Genomic DNA, 25,758 nt, shown 5'->3' with positions numbered 1-25,758 from the left:
ACCTGACACCAAGCCTCGCAGCAATGGCAAAGGCCACCCCTCGGGTGGCCTTTTGCACGGCACCAGGCCAAGCGCAGATAACAGGGCGCGGCCGTTCAGGCCAGCGATTGCGACTCTGCCACCTCGATCAAGCGTCGGACCGCCGGCAGGCTGGCATCCCTGCGCCAGACCAGCATCAGTGGCAGCACTATATCCAGATCCTCCAGAGGAAAGCTGACCACGCCTTCCGGGGCCCCGGCCATGGTCATTTCCGGCAATATCGTGCAGCCCATGCCCGCCGCCACCAGGCACAGCATGGTGGCGTTGTCGGTGCCTTCCTACACCACGTGGGGGGTGAAGCCACGTCGCTGAAAGGCATGGATCAGCTTGTCGTGATAGACCGGTGTCGCGCTGCGCTCGAACCAGATGAAGTCTTCACCGGCCAGGTCCGCCAGTCGAGAGGGGGGATGCTGCGCCAGGCGCGACCCTTCGCTGGCTACCAGCACAAGACGGTCTTCATAGAGGCAGTGGCTGTCGAGCTGATCATCATCGTCAGGGGGAAAGAACAGCATCCCCGCATCCAGCTGATGATGGCGCAGCGCCTCCACCTGGGGCGCGGACAGCAGCGACTGTACCTTGAGGCTGACGTCCGGGTAACGCTGGCGATACCCGTTGAGCAGCTTGACGATCTGGGGCACCCACAGGTGCATGACGGTGACGCCCAGACGCAGCTGTCCGAGCTGGCCATCGGCAATCCGACGAGCATCGAGCTTGGCTGTCTCGAACTCTCGCAACAGTCGTCGCGCTTCGCCGTGAAAGGCAACCCCCGCAGCGGTCAAGCTTACGCCCTGACGTGATCGCTCCAGCAGGGTAGCTCCCACCGACTCCTCCAGCAGCCTGAGCTGACGGGTCAAGGCCGGCTGGGCCAACGGGATCTTTCTTGCCGCGCTGGAAATCGCGCCCTCCTCGACCACCGTCAGAAAGTAGCGCAGCTGCTTGAAGTCCATGTTCGATCCTTGTTGAGCGGGGCCACCACGCCAGTGCCAGGATTCACCCCAGTCGACGGCTCATACGGCAAATCCATACAATAAAAGCATGGAAATATAAAAATAATAATATTTTATCTATGACATACCGCCAACCATGATGAAGGACACAATCAACAAGCGTCCGGAATATCATGACCCAGCCTATCGACCCCACCTTCTTCGACGACCAGCACAGCAGTCTGACCGAACTGCGCCAGCACTTTCATCGGCATCCGGAACTCGGCTTCAAGGAACACGCCACCTCCGCGCGTGTCTGCGATGAACTCGAGCGGCTCGACATTCCCTTCGACCACGGCCTGGGCGGCACCGGTGTCGTGGCCACCATCAAAGGGCTTGGCCCCGACAACGGTCGCCGTATTGGCCTGCGCGCCGACATGGACGCGCTGCCGATTCAGGAGGCAAGCGACCACGGCCATGTCTCCGAAGTGCCTGGTGTCATGCATGCCTGCGGCCACGATGGCCACACCACCATGCTGATCGGCGCCGCTCGCTACCTCGCCCGCCACCGCGATTTTTCCGGCACCATCCACCTGGTGTTCCAACCGGCGGAAGAAGGCCTGGGCGGTGGACGAGCGATGGTCGAGGAGGGGCTGTTCGAGCGCTTCCCCATGGATGCGATCTACGGCCTGCACAACTGGCCGGCTCTGCCCCGGGGGCAGGTGGCGATTCGCCCGGGCCCGATCATGGCCGCCACCGATCGCCTGGATATCTGCATCCGCGGCAAGGGCGGCCACGGCGGGGTGAACCCTCACCTTTCTACCGACCCGGTCAGAATGGCCGGCGCTCTGATCCAGGCCCTGCACAGCGTGGTCTCGCGCGATGCCGACCCGCTGTCTCCAGCGGCACTGAGCCTGTGCGGCATCAAGGGAGGTGAACTCGACGGCTTCGCCATCATTCCCGACGAGGTCCGACTGAGCGGCACGGTGCGAACCCTCGACAGCGCTACCCAGGATCGCATCGCCGAGGCCATCCAGCGCACCTGCGATGGTGTGGCGGCGACCTACGGCGGCGAGATCGAGGTCGATCACCAGCGCATTTTTCCGGCCACGGTCAATCACCCGGCGGCGACCGACCACGTCATCGCCACCGCGAAGGAACTGCTGGGAGAGGCCGCACTGGAGCGCGACGTGAATCCCAGCCTTGGTGGTGAAGACTTCGCCTTTATGCTCGAAAAGTGCCCGGGAGCCTACTTCTTCCTCGGCAGCGCCGAATCGGACACCACCCCGCCCCTTCATAACGCTCGCTACGACTTCAACGACGCCATCATTCCCGTAGGCAGCCGACTGCTGGTTGCCATCGCTCTTGGCGCCTTGAACGACCATCGCTGAGGCGATGCCGACAACGACCACACTCAACAACAAGAGGTCTTCCCATGAACCACCAAAAAGGCATGCCTTCCAAGGGCCTGCTGATCTACTTCGTGCTGTGCACCCTGGCCATGGTGTGGCCGGGTGCGCTGATCGCCAATCGCATCGATCCGATGGTGCTCGGCATGCCGTTCTTCATGTTCTGGTACGTGGCCTGGGTCTTCGCCCTGTTCGTGGGCCTGTTGATCGCCTATCGCAAGGATACCGGCGAGGAGGCAGACCATGAGTGATTCTCTGCTGATCACCGCCATGACGGTGGGCTATCTGGTCATCGTGCTGCTGGTGGGCCTGCGCGCAAGGCGTGGCCAGGGCTCCTCGCTGGAAGGCTACGTGGCGGGCGGTCGCCATATGGGCCTGCTGGTGCTGTTCTTCATCCTCGGTGCCGAGATCTTCTCCGCTTTTGCCTTCCTCGGCGCACCGGGTTGGGCCTACAGCAAGGGCGCCCCGGCGTTCTATATCATCGCCTACCTGACGCTGGCGGTGATCGTGTGGTGGCTGATCGCGCCGCATATCTCGCGACTGGGTCGCCGCCACGGCTTTCTAACCCAGGCCGAGTTTCTGTCGGCCTGCTACCCCACTCCAAAGAATGTGCTGGGCCTGGTCATCGGTGTCGTCAGCGTGCTGGCGATGATTCCCTACCTGACGATCCAGATCGCTGGCGCCGGCATGCTGTTCGAAGCGGCGACCTCCGGCACCATCCCGTTCTGGCTGGGCAGTCTGCTGGCCTGCGGCGTGGTGGCCGCCTACGTCTACGCCAGCGGCCTTCAGGGCATCGGCTGGACCAACCTGATGCAGGGCCTGATGATGGTCGTCATCGCCTGGGCACTGGGGCTGACCACGGCCGAGCAGTTCTTCGGCGGCGTCGGTGAAATGTTCCAGCAGATCAAGGACCAGGCGCCGGAATACCTGACCATGCCCGGCGCCACCGGGATGGGCTGGGGCGCCTTCTCCACTGCGGTGCTGGTCAGCGCGCTGGGCTGCGTGATGTGGCCTCACATCTTCATGAAGTTCTACAGCGCCAAGGACGTCAGGACGCTCAAGCGTGTCTTTGTGCTCTACCCGCTCTACAGCTACCTGCTGGTACCGCTGCTGATCATCGGCTTCGCCGGCATCGTGCTGCTCGCCGACACGCCACTGGATTCGCCTGACCGGGTGCTGCTGACCATCGTGGTGGAACTCGCCGACCTGCCCGCCTGGGTGATCGGACTGGCACTGTCCGGCGCCTTGGCGGCGGCCATGTCGACCGCCGCCAACCTGGCCCACACCTCGGCCACCATCCTGGTACGTGACGTGGTCCAGTTCACGCCCAGGATGCGCGCCCTGCCCGAGCACAAGGCGCTGTCACTGACGCGCTACGGGGTCATCGCGATATCGCTGATGGCGTACCTGCTGGCACTGGCCAACCCCGGCTCGCTGGTCAGCCTGCTGCTCGGAGCCTACGGCATTATTGTGCAACTGCTGCCGATGCTGCTGGGTGCCCTGTTCTGGCGTCGCGCGTCCCAGACCGCGGCCTTTATCGGGCTGAGTGTCGGCGCCGTCATCACCCTGCTGCTGCAATTCGGCATCGATGCGCCTTTCGGCTGGCACCCGGGCTTCTGCGGGTTGGTGGTCAACTCGGCGATCTTTGTCGTCATCAGCCTGATGCGCAAGTCGCGCGAGTCTCGCTCGCCGGTCGAGTGCCTGTCACCCCAGGTCTGATAGACCCTCGTCGATGACCTGCTCCAATCGCCAGCGGCCCGATACCGGGCCGCTGGTGTCGTGTCAGGTGACGCTGTCGCCCCCCGTGGCCACCCTCGCGTGTCTTCTCGTTTCCCCTCGTGGTCAGCCCCATCATTGATTTTATAGACACCTGGTCTAAAATCATTGCATGACCAATCCGACGATAGCCAGGCGCCGGGGGCGACCGCCGAAGACCGACTACAGCGTCGGCGCCACCCAGGGCGACGCCAGAGCGGCGCTGATCGCCAGCGGCCTCGAGACCCTGACCGAACACGGCTTTCTGAGCGCGGGGCTCGACGGCATGCTCAAGCGTGCCGGGGTGCCCAAGGGTTCCTTCTATCACTACTTTGCCAGCAAGGAAGCCTTCGGCCAGGCGGTGCTCGAACGCTACGCCCGCTATTTTGCCGACAAGCTCGACCGCCATCTGCAAGACGATTCCCGGCCACCGCTCGAGCGCGTGCAGGCCTTTGTCGACGATGCCAAGGCCGGCATGGCGCGCCACGACTATCGCCGTGGCTGTCTGGTGGGCAATCTCGGTCAGGAGGCGGCTGGCTTGCCGCCGGACTACCGCGAGCGGCTGATCGCCACGCTCGCCGACTGGCAACGACGTCTCGCCGCTTGCCTGGAAGAAGCCCGCCACCACGGCAATATCGCCTCCGACAGCGACCCTGACCGGCTGGCCGAGGCCTTCTGGATCGGCTGGGAGGGCGCCATCATGCGCGCCAGGCTGGAACGCAGCCCGCGCCCGATCGATGTGTTCACCGACAGTTTCTTTTCGGGCCTGGACACCCAACGCCAGGGTCGTCCGTCGCCATGAACTGAACTGAGCCGACCTGACTGGACAATAGTCCGACACTGAACCGAGAGCCCGCTCCTGCGGGGTCGTATACGGCGCCCTGATACTGCTTGCGCCAATTTATAGACAAACCGTCTAAAAAGGAGACCGCCATGTTCGACGCCATCGTGATCCGCAAGGAAGGCGACACTCAGAAGGCCGCCATCGAGTCACTGGATGACCAGGCCCTGCCCGAGGGCGACGTGACCGTGAACGTCGACTACAGCACCCTGAACTACAAGGACGGGCTGGCCATCACCGGCAAGGGCCCGGTGGTCAAGTCCTTCCCCATGGTCCCGGGCATCGACCTTGCCGGCGTGGTGGAAGCCTCGCAGCACCAGGACTTCCAGCCGGGTGACCGGGTGGTCCTGAACGGCTGGGGCGTCGGCGAGAAGCACTGGGGCGGGCTGGCCCAGAAGGCTCGGCTGAACGGCGACTGGCTGATCCCGCTGCCCGAAGCCTTCAGCACCAGAAACGCCATGGCCATCGGCACCGCCGGCTACACCGCCATGCTCTCGGTACTGGCGCTGGAGCGCCACGGGGTGACCCCGGACCAGGGCGAGGTGCTGGTCACCGGCGCCAGCGGTGGCGTCGGCAGCTTCGCCATCACCCTGCTGGCCAAGCTGGGCTACGAAATCGTCGCCTCCACCGGCAAGGTCGAGGAGGCGGACTACCTGAAGGCGCTCGGCGCCACCTCGATCATCGACCGCGGCGAGCTCGAACAGCCCGGAAAGCCCCTGGCCAGGGAACGCTGGGCGGGTGCCGTCGACAGCGTCGGCAGCCACACCTTGGTCAATGTGCTGGCCTCGACCCGCTACGGCGGCACGGTGACCTCCTGCGGCCTGGCCCAGGGCATGGACCTTCCCGCCACGGTGATGCCCTTCATCCTGCGCGGCGTGACCCTGGCCGGCATCGACAGCGTGATGCAGCCCAGAGAAGTTCGCCTGGAAGCCTGGCAGCGCCTGGCCGAGCTGATGCCTGAAGAGCGTCTCGACGACATCGCCAGCGAGATCCCGCTGAGCGAGGCCATCACCACCGCAGAGCGCCTGATGGAAGGCAAGGTCAGAGGCCGCGTGGTGGTCGCCACCCGCTAGGCCCGATGACACGTGCCCTGCTGGCCGTCGCCGGCAGGGCGCCTGATGTTGCTTTCCTCGGCGCTTTCTCGGGCCTTACCTGGCGCTTACCTGGCGCTGTCTTGGCTTCCTGCCGGCTCGCACACAGGCACCAGCACACCGCAACACATTCCATATGCGGAATTTTATTTCTACATAAGGAATTCTCTTGACGCCCTCATGGTCGCTTCCTAGGCTGGTTTGAACTTGTCGAGGAATCAGCCATGAGCACCGATGGGAATTTCATCAACAACGACTTTGTCAGCGTCCCTCAGGCCAGCATGATCCCGGTCTACTGCCCCGCCACGGGAGCGATGGTGGGCGAGGTCCAGGCCGCCACCAACGCCCAGGCGATGGAAGCTGTCGAGGTCGCGGCCAGGGCCCAGAAGCACTGGCGCAGGCTGACCAGTGCCGAGCGGGCGGTACATATGCAGCGCCTGGCCGACGCCTTGATAGAGCGTCGCGAGGCCATTGGGCGGGCGCTGGCCGAAGAGTCGGGAAAGAGCCTCGAGGACGCCACCAACGAGGCGGTATACGCGGCCGATATCACCCGCTACCACGCCGAATGGGCGCGACGGATCGAGGGCGATATCGTGCCCAGCGACACCCCTGACGAGAGCCTGCTGCTCACTCGGGAGCCGATCGGCGTGGTGGCCTGCCTGATTCCCTTCAACTACCCCGTCTTCACCCTGCTGCGCAAGATTGCACCGGCGATGATCACCGGCAACAGCGTGATCGTGCGCCCGAGCAACAACACTCCGCGTTCGGCCTTCGAAATTGCCCGGGCCGTCCAGGCGGCCGAGATCCCGCCGGGGGTGGTCAACATCCTGAGCATGGACCACGCCACCGCCGAGGCCGTGTGTACCCACCCAAGGGTCGGCATGATCACCCTCACCGGCAGCGTCGGCGCCGGCCGCAAGGTGCTGGAGTACTCCCAGGTCAATATCGCCAAGTCGTCGCTGGAACTGGGTGGCAAGTCACCGGCCATCGTCGAGCCCGACGCCGACCTCGAGCAGGCCGCCCGTCAGATCGTGGCCTCCAAGACCACCAACTGCGGCCAGCTGTGTACCGCCATCGAGCGGGTCTACGTGCATCGGTCCATCGCCGAGCCCTTCATCGCCCTGCTCAAGGCCAACATGGAGGCCTGCACCTTCGGCAATCGTGCCGAGGACCCCAGCCACATGGGCCCCCTGATCAACGAGAACACCCGCCTCAATGTCCACCAGATGGTCGAACGTGCCATCGACGACGGTGCCACCCTGGCCACCGGCGGCGTGATTCCCCCTGGCCCCGGACACTTCTACCCGCCGACCCTGCTGACCGACTGCCGCCAGGACATGGAGATCGTCCAGGAAGAGATCTTCGGCCCGGTACTGCCGGTGCTGACCTACGCCAATGTGGATGAAGCCCTGGCGCTGGCCAACGACCACCAGTTCGGCCTTGCCTCGGTGGTGTTCACCGAGAACTACCGCACCGCCATGAAGGTGGCCCACAACATCGAGGCAGGCGAGGTCTACATCAATCGCACCCCATCGGACCCCTACCAGGGCTACCACGCCGGCTGGAAGCGTTCGGGTCTCGGCGGCGACGACGGCAAGCACGGCATGCTGGACTACACCCAGACCCGGCTGGTGGTATTGAACTACTGACGCCATCCCGCGCCACCCCACACCCAAGCCCATCACCGCCGCGTCTTCGCCGGGCGGTCGGCCGCTTGCTGCCCTTTTCAGAGGACTCGCCGTTCATGAAAGTCGTCAGTTGTGAAAGCCATGTGGTCGCCACACCTCCGCCCCACATCGGCGGCATGTACTGGATCTTCGTCAGGCTGGGGACCGCCTGTGGCATCGAGGGCGCCGGCGAGGTCTATGCGGCGACCTTTCATCCGCAGGTGGTGGTGACCGCCATCGAGGACGTGTTCGAGCGCTACCTGAAGGGCCGGGATCCGCATCAGATGGAACGGCTGTACCGCGAGACCTACTCCAGCGGCTTCACCCAGCGCCCGGACCTGACCATGATGGGGGTGCTCAGCGGCCTCGAGATGGCCTGCTGGGACATCGTCGGCAAGGCAGCCGGCCAGCCGGTACACGCACTGATCGGCGGCAAGCTCCACGATCGGCTGCGCTCCTACACCTACCTCTATCCCCGTGCCCCCGACGGCGACTACGACTACGACAACGTCGAGCTGGCGGTGGAGTGCGCCCTGGAGCAGAAGGCTCTCGGCTTTACCGCGCTCAAGTTCGATCCAGCAGGCCCCTACACCGCCTACTGCGGGCATATGCTGTCACTGGAGGCGCTGGAAAAGAGCGCAACCTTCTGCCAGCGCATCCGTGAGGCGGTCGGCAACGGCTGCGACCTGCTGTTCGGTACCCACGGCCAGATGACGCCGGCCTCGGCGATCCGCCTGGCCAAGCGCCTCGAACCCTTTGACCCGCTGTGGTTCGAGGAGCCGGTGCCCCCCGGCCAGAGCGAGGCCATGGCCAGGGTCGCCGACCATACCTCCATCCCGGTGGCCACCGGTGAGCGGCTGACCACCAAGTACGAGTTCCATGACCTGCTGCGCCACCAGGCCGCCTCGATCCTGCAGATGAACCTTGGCCGGGTCGGCGGCATCCTCGAAGGCAAGAAGATCGCCGCCCTGGCCGAGGTCCACTACGCCCAGATAGCGCCCCACCTGTACAACGGCCCGGTGGGTGCGGCGGCCAGCATTCAGCTCGCCGCCACCACACCCAACTTCCTGATCCAGGAGAGCATCGGCACCTGGGACGGCTTCCACGCCGAGGTGCTCGAAGCCAAGATCGAGTGGAGTGACGGCTTTATCATTCCCTCCGATCGACCGGGGCTCGGGGTGGAACTGGACATGGCGGTGGTCAGGGCCCACTCGCCCTATACCGGCAGGCGCCTGCACCTGAGCATGGACGCCACTCCCTACGACGTCGTCCAGCAGTCCTGCACTCGCTGGAAGACCCGGCCGGAGGACTGAGCCGATGGACTACGACTTCATCATCGTCGGCGCGGGGTCTGCGGGCTGTGTGCTGGCCCACCGGCTGAGTACCAACGGACGCCACAAGGTTCTGATCATCGAAGCCGGCGGCCGCGACAACTCCCCCTGGCTCAGGGTGCCGGTGGGCTTTGCCAAGACCTACTATCACCCCGGCTACAACTACATGTATTACAGTGCCGAGGAGCCGGCGTTGGCCAACCGGCGGATCTACACCCCTCGGGGCAAGGTCCAGGGCGGCTCCGGCTCGATCAACGCCATGATCTATGTGCGAGGACAGCCGTCGGACTTCGATGACTGGGAGCGTGCGGGCAACCCGGGCTGGGGCTACCAGGCGCTGCTGCCCTATTTCAAGAGACTCGAGCAGCACCCTGCTGGCGATACCGAGTTTCACTCGAGCCGGGGACTGATCGGCATCACACCGCTAAAGGGGCTCGCCCATCCGATCTGCCAGTCCTACCTCAGGGCCGCCGGTGAACTCGGCTACCCGCTCAATGACGACTTCAACGGCGCCACCATCGAAGGCGCTGGCCTCTATGAGACGAACATCCGCCGAGGCCGGCGCGATTCCAGCAACACCGCCTACCTGAAACCCGCGCTCGAGCGCTCCAACCTCACCCTCAAGCACGTCTGCCAGGTGCATCAAATACTGTTCGACGATCAGCGTCGCGCCACCGGCATCCGATACCGGGAGCAGGGCCAGTTGAAGACCCTGCGTGCACGCCGTGAAGTGATCATTTGTGCCGGGGCGGTGGACTCACCCAAGCTGCTGATGCTCTCGGGACTCGGAGACAGCGAGAAGTTGCAACACCAAGGGATCGCGCCGCTCCGGCATTTGCCCGGCGTGGGCCGAAACCTGCAGGACCATCTGGCCGTCAGCTACTTCTATCGCGCCAACTGCCGGACCCTGAACGACGACTTCAACTCTCTGCCCAGCCTGGCCAGAACAACGATGAGGTACCTGATCAATCGCAGCGGCCCGCTGGCGATGAGCGTCAACCAGGCCGGCGGCTTCTTTCGTGGCCAGGCCGACGAACCCGCGCCCAATATCCAGCTCTACTTCAACCCGCTGTCCTATCGCATCCCGGCACCGCCGGACACGAAACTGACCGCGGATGCCTACTCCGGCTTTCTGCTGGCCTTCAATTCCTGTCGCCCCACCAGTCGTGGCACCATCGAACTGGCGAGCGCCGATGCCAATGAGCCGGCGGTGATCCGGCCAAACTATCTGGAAACCCGACGTGATCAGGACGAGGCCATTCAGGGCAGCCGGCTGATTCGCGCGCTGGCCGAAACGGCTGCCCTGGGTGCCGTCATCGACGCCGAGGTCGCGCCGGCGGACGCCGTCCATGATGACCAAAGCATGCTAGAGTACTTTCGCGCCAACGCAGGCTCCATCTATCATCTGTGCGGCACCTGCACCATGGGGCCCGACCCTCGCGAGGCGGTGGTCGATGGCAGTCTCAGGGTGCATGGGGTGTCCGGGCTCAGGGTCATCGACGCCTCGATCTTTCCCAACATCACCTCGGGAAACCTCAATGCATCGGTGATGATGGTGGCGGAAAAGGGGGCCGACCTGATCCTTCAGGACCACCCGATCTGAACGACGCCCAGGAGCTGCATCGCCCCTGAGCAGACCGGACGAGTCACCTGCATTCGTCCTCGTATTCGCGTTTTGGAGACCGCGGCTGATCATGAATTCGGAAAGGACCTCGGAAAAGACCAAGGCTCCGGCGGTCGATCATAGCGTCATGATCCTGGACCTGCTGGCGGCCACCAGCTACCCCATGACGCTTTCGGAAATCTGTGACGCCACCGGCATCTCGCCGGCCACCGGTCACCGCGTCATCAATGCTCTGCTCCATCACCAGCTGGTGGCCCAGGATCCGAGCCGCAGGAAGTCCTACTGCATCGGCTCGCGCATCTTCCAGATATCTTCCACTATCTATAACAAGCAGAGCCTGATTCCCTACTTCTATTCGATCGCGGAAATCCTGAAAAACGAGATCCACAAGACGATCTTTCTGTGTGTGCCTATCGGCAACAAGGTGGTGGTGGTGTCCAAGATCGACGGCGCCAGCGGCGCAAGCTTCAACCTTTACGTCGGCAAGACCATGGCGCTGCACGAAGCCGCCAGTGGCAAGATCATCCTGGCGATGCGCGACGAGGACTCCTGGCAGGGCTATCTCGCCGACGAGCTTGGCCTTGCTCCCGCGGACAAGGGGGTGAAGGGCGTCATGGCCGAGCTGGGGCGGGCCCATAGGCTCGGTTACGCCACCTCCAACGGCGCGCCGGAGCAGGGCGTCAGCTGCATCGCCGCACCGGTGCTCAACCTGCGCAACGAGCCCATCGCAGCGATCAGCGCCGCCATCAGCAGCGACACCCTGAGCCCCCAGGAAGCCCGCCGCTACTCCAAGAACCTGGTGCAGGCCGCGCGCCAGCTTTCGTCTCGCGTTGTCTGACGTCCTGCGTCGTCTGACATCCTCGGCACCGCTGCCGCTGGATCGTCTGCCGCCCTTGAGCGCGCTGAAGGGTTTCGAGGCCACGGCACGACTGTCGAGCCTGCGCGCCGCCGCCGAGGAGCTGCACCTCTCCCATCCCGCCATCGCCAACCAGATACAGCGTCTGGAGCAGAGCCTGGGGACGAAACTGTTCGCCCGCCGGGGTCGGCATATCGAGCTCACCGAGTCCGGACGGCGTTTCTACCCTATCGTCCGCGACGCCTTGGAAGCGCTGATTCTGGGCGCCGAAGCCCTGCGTCGCGAGCCCTGTCTTGAACCTCTGCGCGTGCAGGTCTACGTCACCACCTCGATCCGCTGGCTGGCCCCACGACTGGCACAATTTCACCAGTGCCATCCCGAGACCGAACTGAGGATCAAGACCTACAGCCTGGACTGGGCCTTCGACAGCGCCCACGCCGATATCGCCATCCTCTTCCGTGATGGCCCCCTGTCCTCTCGACTTGACTGGATACCGCTGTTTCCCTCGACGCTGACCCCTGTGTGCAGCCCGTCACTGGTGGCGGGGTATTCGTTGCCGCTGTCCCCCGAGGCACTGCAGGCCTTCCCGCTGATCAGCGTCTACACCGAGAGCTGGAGCTGGCAGGGCTGGTTCGACACCCTGTCGCCTGCTGCCACACGGCCCGCGCCACCACGAGCCCTTCAGGTCGACACCCTGGCGGCGGCGCTCGAGATGGCCACCCGTGGTGAAGGCATCGCCCTGGTCAACGGCCCCTTCGCCGAAGATGACCTGGCCACGGGCCGGCTGATCAACCCGATGGGCAAGGTACAGCCCGCCAGCGGTGAATGGGGCATCGCCTACCCCGCCCATCTGGCCGACGATCCGCGAGTGGTGGCCTTCAGCACCTGGCTGCAGAGTCAGCAGGGCTGATCCCGTTCCCACAAGGAAAGTGACCAATCACCAAGAAAAGATGAATTGTCGCCTGCCCACGCCGTGCCTAGCGTGAAACCTACCTGCAGCGCTTCATCCGCCCCCGCGCAAGGATGTCACTGCAAGGTGATCGGCTCACCGGCATGAGATGACATCCCATGAACATCGGCTTTATCGGACTTGGCAACGTCGGCGGCAAGCTCGCCGGCAGCCTGCTGCGCAACGGCTATCACGTCACGATCCGCGACCTCGACCCCGAGATCACTCGACGCTTCATCGACCAGGGCGCTGCCGCCGCCAGCAGCCCCAGAGCAGTGGCCGAGGCCAGCGATATGATCATCACTTGCCTGCCATCTCCTCGCGCCTGCAGCGCGGTAATGGAAGCCGAGGATGGGGTCATCGCCGGGCTCTCTGCCGGCAAGGTGTGGCTGGAGATGAGCACCACCGATGCCCAGGAACTGGTACGCATCGCCGCCAGGGTCGCCGCCACCGGCGCCCTCGCCATGGAGACACCGGTCTCCGGCGGCTGCCACCGCGCCGCCACCGGCAACATTTCGATCTTCGCCGGCGGTGATCGCAACACCTTTGAACGGGTGTTGCCGGTACTGACCACCCTGGGGCGTCGGGTCCTGCACACCGGACCTCTGGGCACGGCCTCGATGCTCAAGGTGCTGACCAACTACCTCGCCACCGCCAACCTGTGTTCGGTGGCCGAGGCCTTGACCGTGGCTCGCAAGGCCGGCCTGGACATGAACACCACCTTCGAGGCCATCCGTATCTCCTCGGGCAATTCCTTTGTCCACGAGACCGAATCCCAGGTCATTCTCAACGGTAGCCGCGATATCAGCTTCACCATGGATCTGGTGCTCAAGGACGTGGGCCTGTTCGACGCCCTGGCCAGAAGCCTCGAGGTGCCCCTCGAGATATCGCCGCTGCTGCTCGACATCTTTCAGGATGGCCAAGAGCGCTATGGCTCCCGTGAATGGTCATCCAACATCATCCGGCGCCTCGAGGACGCCTGCGGTGTCGAGGTGCTCGGCGACGGCTTCCCCGCCGAACTGACCGACACCGAGCCGGAAGAGGTCGGCCATGAAGTGGTCGTGCGCGGCAGGTCCGGATAAAGGGCTGCCAGGCTGACCGCGACGGCAGACACCGGTCTTGATCATCATCCGAGCCAACGAGGACCTCGCCATGCACTACAGAGAACACTTCTTTATCAATGGCCGCTGGCACACGCCCAGCGACAGCGAGCGCTTTGGCATCCTCGACCCTGCCACCGAGAACCTGTGCGCCTCGGTGCCAAGAGCGCACCGAGCGGACATCAACGCCGCCGTCGAGGCGGCGCGGCGCGCCCTGCCCGACTGGTCGGCGACCCCCGCCGGGCAACGGCGCGAGATACTTCTCGCCGTCGCCGACGAGATGCAAAGGCGCCACGCAGACCTGGTCGAGGCGCACGTCATCACCCTGGGCTGCCCGGTCCAGATCACCCCTGCCATGCACGTGGATGGCCCCATCGAAGGCATGCGCTACTATGCCGAGCGCGCCTCGCGCACCGAAGAGATCGAACGCCGCAACGGCGTCGCCATCGTCCGCGAGCCGGTCGGCGTGTGTGCGCTGATCAACCCCTGGAACTATCCACTGCACCAGCTGGTCGGCAAGCTGGCCCCGGCCCTGGCGGCGGGCTGTACCGTGGTCACCAAGCCGGCCGAACAGACACCGCTGCAGGACTTCATCATGGCCGAGATCTTTCAGAGCGTCGGCCTCCCCGCCGGGGTCTTCAACCTGGTGACGGGCTCCGGCAACGAGATCGGCCCTCTGCTGGCGAGCCACCCTGGGGTCGACATGGTGTCTTTCACCGGTTCCACCCGCGCCGGTATCGAGGTGGCGATCAACGCCGCCGCCGGGGTCAAGCGAGTGTGTCAGGAGCTGGGGGGCAAGTCGCCGCTGATCATCACCGCGGACGCGGACCTGACCCGGGCGGTGCGCTTCGGGGTGGAAAATGTGATGGCCAACAGCGGTCAGACCTGCGACGCCTTCACCCGCATGCTGATACCACGCTCACGTCTGGTCGACGCCGAACGCATCGCGCTGACGGTCGCCGGGGAGCAGGTGGTGGGCGACCCGGCGGACACCGCCACCACCATGGGGCCGCTGGTGTCCCGGCGCCAGCGCGACAGCGTACGCCAATACATTGAGCAGGGTGTCGCCGAGGGTGCACGCTTGATGCTGGGCGGTACCGAGTCCCCTGAGGGGCTGGAGCAGGGCTACTACGTTCGCCCCACCCTCTTCAGCGACGTCAGCAACGACATGGCGATCGCACGCTCAGAAATCTTCGGCCCGGTGCTGTGCCTGATCCCCTACGACGACCTGGAACAGGCCATCGAGATCGCCAACGACACGCCCTATGGGCTGTCTTCCGCCGTCTACGCCGCCAGCGCCGAAGCCGCCCTGCCCATCGCCCGCCGGCTCAAGGCCGGCCAGTGCTACCTGCAAGGGGCGGAATTTTCCTTCGATGCCCCCTTCGGCGGCTACGGCCAATCCGGCAACGGTCGCGAATGGGGCGAAGAGGGCCTGGAGGAATATCTGGAAACCAAGGCCATTCTGGGGGGTTGAGGGCTTGTCACTGCGCCTCTCTCTGAACAAGGTCTGAACAAGACTTTGCTCAAACTTCTGACATTTGGTCAGGTTTCCACCCAATCGACTCCGTAGCCGTTCATGCCAGCCATTAGCCGCCAGGATGATTGCCATCTCCTTCCATTACTGGCTCTCGCCAGTCGGCGGCTGATATCCCATGAACCACCAGCACGACCACAGCTACAAACTGCTGTTCAGCGAACCTAGAGTCATTCGAGACCTCCTGACAGGCTTCATCAAGGAGGACTGGATAGCGCATCTCGACCTCGACTCACTGGAGAAGGTCAGCAGCAGCTTTGTCAGCGACGACCTGCGCGATCGGGAGTCCGACGTCATCTGGCGCGCACGCTTCGGCGATGACTGGATCTACGTCTATCTGTTGATCGAATTCCAGAGCACCATCGATCCCTTCATGGCGCTGCGCATCATGACCTACGTGGGCCTCCTGTATCAGGACCTGATCAAGCAGCAGAAGCTCTCGCCCCACGCCAGGTTGCCCCCGGTGCTGCCCGTCGTGCTCTACAATGGAGAGAAGCGCTGGAACGCCGCCGTCGACGTATCGGACCTCGTTCAGAGCGTGCCCAGGGAGCTGGAGCGATACCGCCCACGAATGCCCTATCTTCTGCTGGACGAAGGCGCCATCGTGGACTCGGAGCATTGGTCGCCTGAGGCACGCAACGTGGTAGCCGCCATATTTCGACTGGAACACCACCGTGGCACCAGGGAGGCGGTCGAACTGATCGGGTTGCTGGCAAGATGGCTCGAAGCGCCGGACCAGACTCGTCTGCGCCGTCACTTCGCCATCTGGATCAAGCGCGTGCTGCTGCCCAACTGGATACCCGAGAGCGAAGGAACCGAGTGGCAGAATCTCAACGAACTCAATGAGGTACACAATATGCTGGCCGAGCGTGCAAAACGATGGCCCGAGCAGTGGAAGCAACAGGGTCTTGAAGAAGGCCGCCAGGAAGGCCGCAAGCAAGGACGTCGGGAAGGACGTGAGGAAGGACGTGAGGAAGGACGTCAGGAAGGACTGAAGGAGGGCGAACAGGAGGGCGAACAGAAGGCTCGTCTGGAGGTCGCCCGCAACATGATCGAGCGGACTCAGCTAGATGACCAGATGGTGTCGGAGCTGTCGGGGCTGGACATCGCGCAGGTCAGGACGCTGAGAGACGAACTCAAGCGCTAGGGCTTGTACGAAGAGTGCCTGCACAGGTGCCGAACGCCTGAAGTGCACCCGCGCTGCCGGGCACGACACCATGATTCACCCACGCACAAAAAAACCGCCTCGATGGGCGGTTTTGATGTTGCAGCAAGTCGTTGATCCATAACCATCTTTTAGATGGTGCCGGCACCAGGAGTCGAACCCGGGACCTACTGATTACAAGTCACAGCACCAAAACATCTCAAAAAATCAACACGTTACTGCGTGGAAAAATCTTCGTGGAATGCTTACAGAGGCGGTCTGAGGGCAGGCTCCATCATCAACATCACACGGCATCATCAAAGCCAGTCCCTGGCACCGCAGGTGGGTCATGATCAGATTTGCGCTCGTGCGCCACTGAGCCTAAACACGCCCCTCGATGGTGCTGCGCAGGCTGCCGATGTCGACCTCGACGTACTCAAGCGTCGTGCTGATGTTGCTGTGGCCAAGCAGCGCCTTGACGATGTGCAGGTTGCGGTCCGGCTCCTTCATCAGCTCAGTGCCCAGCGTATGGCGGAATCGGTGCAGACTCATTTGGATAGGCGCAAATCTGCGAAAGCTTCTGATAGAAGCTCTCAACCCGCCAAGAGTCCATCATCTCCGTTCGGTGCCGGATACTGAATCGGTTCACGTTGAATACCTGCTCACCGGCCCAGAGAGTGGATGTCCATTCTTCTGAACAGCCAAGTATATTAGGGAATGCGGACCGTTCTTTCCCATTAGCCCATCATTCATTCCAGCACTTCGAACAGTATCGTGCCCGTATCCAACTCAGCTGCTTGCCTGAGCGTCTGATAGTCCAACTGTCCAGACGCCGGCAACCCCTCTCGCTCTTGATAATGGCGCAACGCCTCGACAAAATCGTCGCTGGCAACCCGCGCGCCTTGCCGCTCGTCGAAAGACACTGCTGAGGCCGCTTCTGTAAGCTCCAAGTATCTTGCAAAACTTTCAATGGCCTTGATGCGCTCTTCATGGGAACTTTCTGCATCAGTCGTTCGCGCCGCTATTTCATTTGAAGCCAAAGCGGCCGCTGCATAGTCGCCACTTTCTAAAAAGTTATCACGATTAATCAGTAGATTGCTGTAGAAGGGCTTTGCCGTCACCCTGATGGTCAATACTTCCATCTCTTGGAGACAACGGGCTTTCCCGGTTTCATAGAAGGGGCTGGAAGGGCGAGCGATGAAAACCACCTGAGGCTCACAAATCTTTTCCAGTTGGAGCATCCCTCGATGGTCCGTCTCACCCTTGGGATTTTCTTCTGAGCCAGAATAAACAACAGATACAACTCCCTGAAGATGATCATCCTGAACCAATACCGTCTGTTCGGCCATGACGCTCAAGCACAAGAGCATAGTCGACAACAATATGCACCACTTCATTATTCACCCCCACCACCTCTTTCTGCCTTCTTAGTCGAAGGCCAGTGCACCCATATAAAAAGGAACGCTAGCAAGAGGCTGGCCACAAGCCCGACAAACAAAAGCGTCACCTCATTTCTGACTATCCGAGTCTTGATGCTACTTTCTTCCAGCACCACCGCCGAACTCGAACTATCGAGAAAGACTATGGGCAACTCCTTCTCGGTAAAAGCCACGGAAAAAACATACTCCCAGCGAGGATGAAAAGTAACGGAGCTAACCGCAGCATAGTGGCTCTCACACACCTCGGCACCATCCTTCTTCAATGCAGGGGCTCGGGAGATCAACTGAGTACCGAGCACTCTACTGCCGGAACCAACTGGCGTCCTGAATGCAATGGTAATATCGTCCAGAAGCTGATCGGCAGATAAATTTCGCAGAACAATATTGAGAATATGTGGCGGCGGCTCGTCGATCGGATCTCTCATGCAATCATGGATTTGCGTCACATACTGTTGTTTCCAGTTACCGTAATCATCATTTTCTTGCCAGGAAAAGGAATACTCGATGAATGGTGTCGACGTCACCCGTTCGACGATTTGCCCACCTACCCAGATGGAGAATGTTAGAAGCGCTCCAAATAGCACAGGCATCTCGGTTATGCTCAGGTATTGCTTCAGCCCCATCCCTGCCCCCTGACAAAGTTGGCATTCATTGAGCATAAGCGAATATCCCACTCTTCGCCACGCTCTAAAAACATGTCAAACAATTTCTACTGCTAGAATGATCCCGGCACAGCGTCATGCCGGAGATGACCATGACGTACTCGCCAAGCGCCACGTCATCAATCAGGCGGCGCGTGAAGCCAACCCCGCCCGCTGGAGTGGCAAGCCCCACAACTGGACGCCCACCGGCACCGTCTCGCTCAACCCGGAGCGGGAGCTTCAAATCAGCACGGCTGAGCCGGAAAAGCAGGCGGCCTGAATGAACTCAGACGCGAGAGGTTTCTTGACGTCTACCGGAGTGGTGGCCAACCATTATCGGCTTCTGCCCTTGGGCCAGCGGCAGATGACAAGTAAAAGCGCGCGACCTTTAAACACGCCCCTCGATGGCCCTGCGCAGGCTGCCGATGTCGACCTCGACGTACTCAAGCGTCGTGCTGATGTTACTGTGGCCGAGCAGCGCCTTGACGATGTGCACGTTGCGGTCTGGCTCCTTCATCAGCTCAGTGCCCAACGTATGACGGAATCGGTGCGGGCTCATCTGATAGCCGCAAATCTGGGAAAGCTTCTGATAGCAGCTCTCAACCTGCCAGGAGTCCATCATCTCCATTCGGTGCCGCATTCTGAATCGGTTGACGTTGAAAATCTGCTCACCACGCTTGATCCCCACCATCCTGGCAGAGTTCATCAGGTTCTCTAGGTGCGGGTAAAGAGCATTGGATATCGGGACAAAGTGCTCGCGGTTATTCTTTGCACCCTGCCAGGTAGCTGTGAGCCCTGAATACCGCAGGTGCTGCGCTTGTTGCTTGAATTCAGGAAAGTAAACCACTAGCAGAAAAAAATCTACGCACGCACAAAAAAACCGCCTCGATGGGCGGTTTTGATGTTGCAGCAAGTCGTTGATCCATAACCATCTTTTAGATGGTGCCGGCACCAGGAGTCGAACCCGGGACCTACTGATTACAAGTCAGTTGCTCTACCAACTGAGCTATGCCGGCTCGGGCCGACCGGAAGGTCGCTTGCTGCTCTGGTGTTACGCCTTGGGCGTCTCACCCGAAACGGGGTTGGCGTGGCTGGGGTAGCAGGATTCGAACCTGCGCATGCCGATACCAAAAACCGGTGCCTTACCACTTGGCGATACCCCAGCAGAGTTGGTGGCCAGAGACGGAATCGAACCGCCGACACGGGGATTTTCAATCCCCTGCTCTACCAACTGAGCTATCTGGCCCCTTGCCAACGCGACGTATTAAACCAATTCCTCCGTTTTCCGTCAACCCCTTTTCTTTCAAAATGATGGCGAGCGCTTTTCAAGGCGTCGCAAGGCTAGGCGTCACGCGGAACATAGCCCTCGGCGCGGTCGGTCTCTTCATTGTCGAAGAAGCGCTCCATCTGCTCCATCAGGTACTCGCGGTTAGCCGGGTCCATCATGTTCAGATGCTTCTCGTTGATCAGACGGGTCTGCAGCGCCTGCCATTCTTCCCAGGCCTGGCGTGACACGCTCGCCTGGATTTCCTGCCCCTTCTTGCCCGGCAGCGGGGGGAAGGGCAAGGCGTCGAGCTCCTTCTGGTACTTGCGGCAAAACACGGTCTGACTCATGGCGGTCTCCTTTCTATGGTACGGCCTGCTGGCTACGGTGTGGCCTGCTGGCACGAGGATAGCAGTGTGCCCCGCCCAGACTTAAGCGTTCTGTTGCTGCAGAGCCGTGGCGCTCGTCCCGGGCTCCCTGTGCGCCAAGGTCAGCTCGGGGGGGGCAGCACCGACGTCAACGCGACGGTGGCTGGCTCAAGGCAAAGGGAGCAAGTGAGGCGAGCAGCTTCTTTACCGGTGCGGCAAGTCCCACCGACTCCGGCGCCTGGGGGTCGTACCACAGCCGTCCCTCGGCGACGCCATCGACTCGCCCGCCACGTGCCGGCACCGGCGTGATTTCCAGGCGAAAGTGACTGAACACATGGACGAAGCTCGACCAAGGCTCGTCTCGCTCGGCTCCTGGCGCGTGGGTATCGAGCCAGGCATCGATCTCGGCGTCGCTGTCGAACTGGGGAAGCCCCCACAGCCCGCCCCACAGCCCCTGGGAAGGCCGCTGCTCCAGCAGGATGCGCCCGGCCTCGTCGCTCAGCACCAGCATGCGGGTATGACGCAAGGGGATCGCTTTCTTCGGCTTGGACTCCGGGAAGCGCTTTTGTTCCCCTCGGGCGCGGGCCACACAGACATCGGCGAACGGGCAGCGCTCGCAGTCCGGCTGGCCACGGCGGCACAGTGTCGCCCCAAGGTCCATCATGCCCTGGGTGAAATCCACCACTCGCTGTTCCGGCGTGTAGTGCTCGGCCAGGTGCCAGAGCTCGCGTTCCACCGCTGGCCGACCGGGCCAGCCTTCCAGCGCGTGCAGGCGCGTCAGTACGCGCTTGACGTTGCCATCCAGAATGACGGCTCGCCTGCCGGTGCTCTGGGCAATGATCGCCCCGGCGGTCGAGCGGCCAATACCTGGCAGCGCGGCCATGGCATCGAGGCTGTCGGTGGGAAACTCGCCTGCATGCTGTTCCACCACGACTCGGGCCGCCTTGTGCAGATTCCGGCCTCTGGCGTAGTAGCCCAACCCGGTCCACAGATGAAGGACCTCATCCTGGCTGGCATCGGCGAGGGCCTTCACATCAGGAAAGCGCTGCATGAACCGCTCAAAATAGGGAATGACGGTAGCAACCTGGGTCTGCTGCAGCATGATTTCCGAGACCCACACCCGATAGGCAGTACGATCATGCTGCCAGGGAAGATCGTGGCGACCGTGCACATCGAACCAGTCGAGCAGGCGCCGGGAAAACACCTCTGTACTGAGCAGCGGCGACACTCGACCGCTATCCTTATCGCCTTTCACCCGACTGTCAGGGCCAGAGACTTCTGATAAATATTTCATAAAACCAATTAGTTATCATCGCTCAAAAGTCAGACACGAAAAAAAGCGCCGACACGGAGGTCGGCGCAGTGACTGGCTTGCTTGATGCTCAATTAAATAGACCACGGACGGCGTCACGAAGTTCCTTGCCAGCCTCTTCTCCGATGCGTTCGTCGAGACGCTCGAGCTCCTTGCCCAGCCGCTCCTCGACTTCCTCGTTGACGCGGGAGCGGGCCTCTTCGGCGACCAGCTCGCCCAGATTGGCCTTGAAGGCGTCGGCGTCAAAGCCGCACCACTGGCTGCTGTCACCCTCCAGGCTGCCTTCGCAGCGCACCGGGAAGGGCACCTTTTCGAGACGCCGATTGACGCTGCAGGCGGCATCGGCGGTGTCGACAAAGCGCGCCGCCCCTTCGGCATCGAAACGCTGGCTGCCCAGATCGAGCTGGCCACCACCACTGACCTCGATACCCGGCAGGGTGATCAGCAGGTCGTCGTTCTGGGCGACGCCGTCACGGATGGTGAAGCGCGCGCTGATATTCTCGAAGCGGGTGTTCTCGCTCCACTCGCGGGTGGTCTGCTCGCCTTCGAGGCGCGCCACCGCTGTACACAGCTGACGCGAAATATTGGCACGGGGGATGCTGCCCTCGTTGATCCGCGTGTCCAGGGTGCCGTTGAGGTGACGGGTCAACTCATGGCGAGCGTTGCCGCGGGTGGTCAGTTCACCACTGGCATGCAGCGAGCCGCTGAGCGGGGCGGGCTCCTGCCCAAGCGATGTCAGCAACGACTCCAGACGCACGCCCTCGACCTCCGGCGCCAGCTGCCAGGCGAGGTCATCACCGCTGGCGTCGAGCACCCCGGTGGCCTTTAGCCGACCTTCATGGAAGCCCGCTTCGAAGCCGGTCAGACGATGCCTGCCACCCTCGCCCTGCATGTTCAAGGACACATCCTGGTAGCGCTGGCCGCCCAGGATCAGCTGACCCAGCGCCAGCGATACGCTCTCGTCCAGCCCGGCCAGAAAGCTTTTCGGCAGGATCGCCGGTGCGCCGTCCTGGTCCTGGGCCAGCGCCGACGCGATGCCGGGAATGCCGTTGGCGGCGGTGTCCTGCTCGGGCGGCGGCAGATAGCTGTCGGCGTCGAGGCGGTCGCCTTCCAGATCGAGATCGACCCGGGTGCCATCGAAGCGTGCACCGAGGGAACCGGAGAAGGTGTTGTCATCGAGCACCAGCGTCAGGCCATTGAGCGAGAGCTGCTCGAGGGTGCCTTCCACCGGACTGGTCAGTGCCACTTCCGACAGCGCCTCGTCGCTGGACATGCTGGGCATGGCGTCCATGCGCGCGAGCCAGGCACGCAGCGACAACGGTGCCAGACGCACCTGCCCGTCATAGCGTGGCGCCGAATTCAGCTCCTTCAGGTTGAGATTCCCCTTGATCGACAGACCATCGGGGCCGCTCAAGGCGATATCGCGCAGCTGAGCGGTACCGGCGCCGAAGTCCGACTCCAGCTGGAACGAAAGCGTCATGGCCACACGCTTCTCGCCTAACTGGGGTGCCAGCAGGCTGGCGTCCAGTTGACTCGGTGCCATGTGCAGACGCTGCTCGCCAAGGTTCAGCACCACCTCGTCGCTGGTCAGGGTCGCCTCCTGGGGTTCCGAGGCACCGGCCAGCAGAGTACTGGTCTCCAGCGTCACGTCGCTGAGCACGTGGCGGCTGTCGGCGAGACCCAGATTGACGTCGCTCTCCAGGGTGACATCGCTTTGCAGGCCAGGGGTGCGCTCTTCCGTTGTTTCGCCCTCACCGCCGCCATCGAGCTGGTCGAACACCTTCAGCTGGAAGGTGGAGCTGAGCGGAAAGGCGGTATCCGGATTGACGTTGCTGCCGTTGATGGTGAGCTTCTCGGCCTGCCACTCGCGGCCGGCCTGATGATCGACCAGGCTCAGATGGCCCTTGGTCACCTCGACGCTGGCGATGTTCAGGGCCACCGACAGACCGCCTTCATCATCCGGGTTGGGGCCTGCGCTAGCCGGCGCCAGCGCCTTTTCGGCGTCATCGGCCCTGTTTTCGAGGCGTTCGAGCAGCGCCTCCCAATTGCCGGTGCCATCACTGTCGCGCTCGAGATTCAGCGACAGCCCATCCAGGGTCAGGCCGTCGATGGCGATTTCGCCGCGCAACAGCGGTGTGAACGCCAGGCTGACCGAGGCCTCGGAGAAGGCAGCAAAGGCCTGGGCGTCATCCGCCTGATCCGGCAGGCGCGCTTCGGCCTCGGCCACGCTGACACCAATGCGCGGATAAAAGGACCACTCCAATGGGCCTTCCAGCGACAGTTCGAGCCCGGTGTGCTCCTTCACCACGGACACCAGCCTCGGCTTCATGTCCTCGGGGTTGAAGAAGGTGGTGACGTAGACCACCGCGCCCACCGTGACCAGGGCGAGGACGCCGACGACCGCCAGCAGGGTTCTTACGAGTCGTTTCATTTGCCGCTTTCTCCGGTGGGCAGATCGAGTTGGAAATCATCGCCGCTTCGCGTCAGCTGATAGCCCAGACGCTTTAGCAGCATCTGGTCGGCCAGGGTCAGCTGCGAACCGGCCACGCTCAGCGCCACGCCGTCACGGTTGGCGGCAGCGCTGATCAGCGCCAGCAGGCGCGAGCCCACGCCGCGCCGGCGAGTGGTCTTGCGAACACAGAGGTCGAACATGCGCCAGCGCCCGTCACCAGGACTGACGGCGACAGCGCCGAGCAGGCGATCGTTGAAGCGCGCCGCCCAGAAGAAGCCATGTTCAAGCTGGCGGGTCACGTAGGCTCCCGGCGGGAGCTTGATGCGCTCCTCCGGCGCATCGGCATAAATGCGGGTCAAATCGATCCGCACCTGTTCATCGGCGTCCCAGACATCCTGGTCGACGCGAAAGAGGGTCACCGGCATACGCTGTCTCCCTTGGCCGGAGGGCGGCGACGGCCGCCACTGGAATGGCTGCATTGTAGCGGATGGGGGTGCCGATTCACTATAATGGCTGTCTTGTGCGCCTCGCACCGCGACCGGCCCACCTTAGAAACAAGGCCCCCAATTCCGACATGCGCGTGAGCGCAGGAGACGACATGTCCGAGCGTATTGCCACGGTCAGCCGTGACACCAAGGAAACCCAGATCAGCGTCACCCTCAACCTCGACGGCGAGGGCAACCTCAAGGGTGAAAGCGGGGTTCCCTTCCTCGACCATATGCTCGACCAGGTGGCCCGCCACGGCATGGTCGACCTGGACATCAGCGTCAACGGCGATTTGCACATCGACGACCACCACACCGTCGAGGACCTCGGCATCACCCTGGGACAGGCGTTCAACCAGGCCATCGGCGACAAGCGCGGCATCTATCGCTACGGCCACGCCTATGTGCCGCTGGACGAGGCACTGTCCCGGGTGGTCATCGACTTCTCCGGCCGTGCCGGCCTGTCCATGAACGTCGAGTTCACCCGCGCCACCATCGGGCGTTTCGACACCCAGCTTTTCTGGGAGTTCTTTCAGGGCTTCGTCAATCACGCCCAGGTCACGCTGCATATCGACAACCTGAAGGGCTTCAATGCCCACCATCAGGCGGAAACCATCTTCAAGGCCTTCGGCCGCGCCCTGCGCATGGCCGCCGCCGAGGACCCCCGCATGGCCGGCAAGCTGCCCTCCACCAAGGGTAGCCTCTAACGCCGCCGGCTGCGGTCCAACAGCAACAAGACGACAAGACACCAAGCGAGGCGGTCGCCGGCAGCGGCGCCCCTCCGGGCCAACCACCAAGGAGCGCTTCATGACCATTGCCGTCATCGACTACGGAATGGGCAACCTCCATTCCGTCGCCAAGGCACTGGAACACGTCACCCACGAGAACGTGCTGGTGACCCGCGACGCTCGTTCGATCCAGGGCGCGACCCGTGTCGTGCTACCGGGACAGGGCGCCATCCGCGACTGCATGGGCGAACTGGAGCGTACCGAGCTCAGCGGCCTGGTTCGCGAGCTTCTGGCCAGCCAGTCCAAGCCGCTGCTGGGCATCTGTGTGGGTCAGCAGATGCTGATGGACCACAGCGACGAGAACGGCGGCATCGACTGCCTGGGCCACCTCGCCGGTCAGGTGAAGCGGTTTCCGCTGGACATGAAGGACAGTGACGGCGCTCGCCTGAAGGTCCCGCACATGGGCTGGAATCTGGTGGCGCAGCCCAACGCCCACCCGCTGTGGGAGGGTATCGAGCCCGGCTCGCACTTCTACTTTGTGCATAGCTACTATGTGGCCGCCGAGCATGACGCCGAGGTCTTCGGCACCACCGACTACGGCAGCGTCAGCGCCCATGTGGCGGTGGGTCGTGACGCCACCTTTGCGGTGCAGTTCCACCCGGAAAAGAGCGCTCGTGCCGGCCTCAGGCTGCTCGAGAACTTTGTCCAGTGGAACCCCTGACCCAGACCTGAGCGCCGGACGGGCAGGCGCTCGCTTGCCCTGGCCGCCGCCCGACATCTGCACCGGCACGGCCCACGCCCTG

At 62.9% G+C, this 25,758-nt stretch carries 23 protein-coding genes, 3 tRNA genes and 2 pseudogenes; 16 read left to right on the top strand and 12 right to left on the bottom strand.

The genetic code is table 11. The features are described 5' to 3' along the window. Positions 1-95 precede the first annotated feature (95 nt). Positions 96-986 (bottom strand): annotated as a pseudogene (locus NKF27_RS01710) (LysR family transcriptional regulator). A gap of 173 nt (positions 987-1,159) precedes the next feature. On the opposite strand from NKF27_RS01710, the gene NKF27_RS01705 reads away from it, so the two are divergent. The 13 genes from NKF27_RS01705 (at position 1,160) to NKF27_RS01645 (ending at position 16,269) form a co-directional block, all read left to right on the top strand. After that, a complete protein-coding gene (locus NKF27_RS01705) occupies positions 1,160-2,356 on the top strand; it encodes a M20 aminoacylase family protein (protein WP_253555086.1) in 1,197 nt (398 codons plus the stop codon). A 44-nt stretch (positions 2,357-2,400) separates the two neighbouring features. Continuing rightward, positions 2,401-2,625: a DUF3311 domain-containing protein gene (locus NKF27_RS01700; RefSeq protein ID WP_045992612.1), complete on the top strand. Its 225-nt coding sequence runs from the start codon at positions 2,401-2,403 to the stop codon at positions 2,623-2,625. Beyond that, complete coding sequence (locus NKF27_RS01695; RefSeq protein WP_045992611.1) at positions 2,618-4,093, top strand: sodium:solute symporter; 1,476 nt, start codon at positions 2,618-2,620, stop codon at positions 4,091-4,093. The genes NKF27_RS01700 and NKF27_RS01695 overlap by 8 nt, the downstream gene beginning before the upstream one ends. Before the next feature lie 169 nt (positions 4,094-4,262). Beyond that, positions 4,263-4,931, top strand: coding sequence for a TetR/AcrR family transcriptional regulator (locus NKF27_RS01690; protein WP_253555084.1), 669 nt, complete (start codon positions 4,263-4,265; stop codon positions 4,929-4,931). A gap of 131 nt (positions 4,932-5,062) precedes the next feature. Then, positions 5,063-6,043 carry an MDR family oxidoreductase gene (locus tag NKF27_RS01685; protein WP_253555082.1) on the top strand — a complete coding sequence of 327 codons (981 nt, stop codon included), beginning with the start codon at positions 5,063-5,065 and terminating at the stop codon, positions 6,041-6,043. A 242-nt stretch (positions 6,044-6,285) separates the two neighbouring features. Next, positions 6,286-7,710, top strand: coding sequence for an aldehyde dehydrogenase (gene aldA, locus NKF27_RS01680; RefSeq protein ID WP_253555080.1), 1,425 nt, complete (start codon positions 6,286-6,288; stop codon positions 7,708-7,710). Between the two features lie 95 nt (positions 7,711-7,805). After that, the gene (locus NKF27_RS01675; protein WP_253555078.1) at positions 7,806-9,041 is read left to right on the top strand and encodes a mandelate racemase/muconate lactonizing enzyme family protein; all 1,236 of its coding nucleotides are present in this window, start codon (positions 7,806-7,808) and stop codon (positions 9,039-9,041) included. 4 nt (positions 9,042-9,045) lie between these two features. Then, on the top strand, positions 9,046-10,662 hold the full coding sequence (locus NKF27_RS01670) for a GMC family oxidoreductase (RefSeq protein ID WP_253555076.1): 1,617 nt from the start codon (positions 9,046-9,048) through the stop codon (positions 10,660-10,662). 91 nt (positions 10,663-10,753) lie between these two features. After that, the gene (locus tag NKF27_RS01665; protein ID WP_253555074.1) at positions 10,754-11,521 is read left to right on the top strand and encodes an IclR family transcriptional regulator; all 768 of its coding nucleotides are present in this window, start codon (positions 10,754-10,756) and stop codon (positions 11,519-11,521) included. Further along, on the top strand, positions 11,514-12,449 hold the full coding sequence (locus NKF27_RS01660; RefSeq protein WP_253555072.1) for a LysR substrate-binding domain-containing protein: 936 nt from the start codon (positions 11,514-11,516) through the stop codon (positions 12,447-12,449). Before NKF27_RS01665 ends, NKF27_RS01660 begins: the two co-directional genes overlap by 8 nt. Before the next feature lie 158 nt (positions 12,450-12,607). Further along, positions 12,608-13,570, top strand: a complete 963-nt coding sequence (locus tag NKF27_RS01655; RefSeq protein WP_253555071.1) for an NAD(P)-dependent oxidoreductase — start codon at positions 12,608-12,610, stop codon at positions 13,568-13,570. A 70-nt stretch (positions 13,571-13,640) separates the two neighbouring features. Further along, positions 13,641-15,062 carry an aldehyde dehydrogenase family protein gene (locus NKF27_RS01650; RefSeq protein ID WP_253555070.1) on the top strand — a complete coding sequence of 474 codons (1,422 nt, stop codon included), beginning with the start codon at positions 13,641-13,643 and terminating at the stop codon, positions 15,060-15,062. A gap of 178 nt (positions 15,063-15,240) precedes the next feature. Next, positions 15,241-16,269 carry an Rpn family recombination-promoting nuclease/putative transposase gene (locus NKF27_RS01645; protein ID WP_253555069.1) on the top strand — a complete coding sequence of 343 codons (1,029 nt, stop codon included), beginning with the start codon at positions 15,241-15,243 and terminating at the stop codon, positions 16,267-16,269. Positions 16,270-16,647: 378 nt separating this feature from the next. Here NKF27_RS01645 and NKF27_RS01640 read toward each other — a convergent pair whose 3' ends face one another. The 3 genes from NKF27_RS01640 to NKF27_RS01630 all read right to left on the bottom strand — a co-directional run bounded on the left by NKF27_RS01640 (position 16,648) and on the right by NKF27_RS01630 (position 18,328). Next, positions 16,648-16,818: a tyrosine-type recombinase/integrase gene (locus NKF27_RS01640; RefSeq protein WP_253555068.1), complete on the bottom strand. Its 171-nt coding sequence runs from the start codon at positions 16,816-16,818 to the stop codon at positions 16,648-16,650. Positions 16,819-17,015: 197 nt separating this feature from the next. Then, entirely contained in the window at positions 17,016-17,615 is a 600-nt protein-coding gene (locus NKF27_RS01635; protein ID WP_253555067.1) for a peptidoglycan-binding protein, read from the bottom strand. Positions 17,616-17,662: 47 nt separating this feature from the next. Continuing rightward, positions 17,663-18,328, bottom strand: a complete 666-nt coding sequence (locus tag NKF27_RS01630) for a hypothetical protein (RefSeq protein ID WP_253555066.1) — start codon at positions 18,326-18,328, stop codon at positions 17,663-17,665. Between the two features lie 94 nt (positions 18,329-18,422). On the opposite strand from NKF27_RS01630, the pseudogene NKF27_RS01625 reads away from it, so the two are divergent. Next, a pseudogene (locus tag NKF27_RS01625) lies at positions 18,423-18,626 on the top strand (IS3 family transposase); the annotation flags it as partial. A gap of 108 nt (positions 18,627-18,734) precedes the next feature. Here NKF27_RS01625 and NKF27_RS01620 read toward each other — a convergent pair. From NKF27_RS01620 to NKF27_RS01585, 8 genes are all read right to left on the bottom strand, one after another. Further along, a complete protein-coding gene (locus NKF27_RS01620) occupies positions 18,735-19,259 on the bottom strand; it encodes a site-specific integrase (RefSeq protein ID WP_253555065.1) in 525 nt (174 codons plus the stop codon). A gap of 27 nt (positions 19,260-19,286) precedes the next feature. Beyond that, a tRNA-Thr gene (locus NKF27_RS01615) sits at positions 19,287-19,362 on the bottom strand. A gap of 72 nt (positions 19,363-19,434) precedes the next feature. Continuing rightward, positions 19,435-19,509, bottom strand: a tRNA-Gln gene (locus tag NKF27_RS01610). 7 nt (positions 19,510-19,516) lie between these two features. Continuing rightward, positions 19,517-19,592 (bottom strand) — tRNA-Phe (locus NKF27_RS01605). 95 nt (positions 19,593-19,687) lie between these two features. After that, positions 19,688-19,960 carry an oxidative damage protection protein gene (locus NKF27_RS01600; protein WP_045994673.1) on the bottom strand — a complete coding sequence of 91 codons (273 nt, stop codon included), beginning with the start codon at positions 19,958-19,960 and terminating at the stop codon, positions 19,688-19,690. A 166-nt stretch (positions 19,961-20,126) separates the two neighbouring features. Further along, positions 20,127-21,206 carry an A/G-specific adenine glycosylase gene (gene mutY, locus NKF27_RS01595; protein ID WP_253555064.1) on the bottom strand — a complete coding sequence of 360 codons (1,080 nt, stop codon included), beginning with the start codon at positions 21,204-21,206 and terminating at the stop codon, positions 20,127-20,129. Positions 21,207-21,360: 154 nt separating this feature from the next. After that, entirely contained in the window at positions 21,361-23,721 is a 2,361-nt protein-coding gene (locus NKF27_RS01590) for an AsmA family protein (protein ID WP_253555062.1), read from the bottom strand. Beyond that, positions 23,718-24,167: an acetyl-CoA sensor PanZ family protein gene (locus tag NKF27_RS01585; protein WP_045994670.1), complete on the bottom strand. Its 450-nt coding sequence runs from the start codon at positions 24,165-24,167 to the stop codon at positions 23,718-23,720. Before NKF27_RS01585 ends, NKF27_RS01590 begins: the two co-directional genes overlap by 4 nt. A gap of 173 nt (positions 24,168-24,340) precedes the next feature. Between NKF27_RS01585 and hisB the strand changes: the two genes are divergently transcribed. Both hisB and hisH read left to right on the top strand, forming a co-directional pair. Then, positions 24,341-24,934, top strand: a complete 594-nt coding sequence (gene hisB / locus NKF27_RS01580; RefSeq protein ID WP_045994669.1) for an imidazoleglycerol-phosphate dehydratase HisB — start codon at positions 24,341-24,343, stop codon at positions 24,932-24,934. Positions 24,935-25,034: 100 nt separating this feature from the next. Continuing rightward, positions 25,035-25,676, top strand: coding sequence for an imidazole glycerol phosphate synthase subunit HisH (gene hisH, locus NKF27_RS01575; protein WP_124805026.1), 642 nt, complete (start codon positions 25,035-25,037; stop codon positions 25,674-25,676). Positions 25,677-25,758 lie beyond the last annotated feature (82 nt).

Source organism: Halomonas sp. DN3, assembly GCF_024137905.1.
GTDB lineage: Bacteria > Pseudomonadota > Gammaproteobacteria > Pseudomonadales > Halomonadaceae > Halomonas > Halomonas litopenaei.
This window is presented reverse-complemented; position numbering and strand designations above follow the sequence as displayed.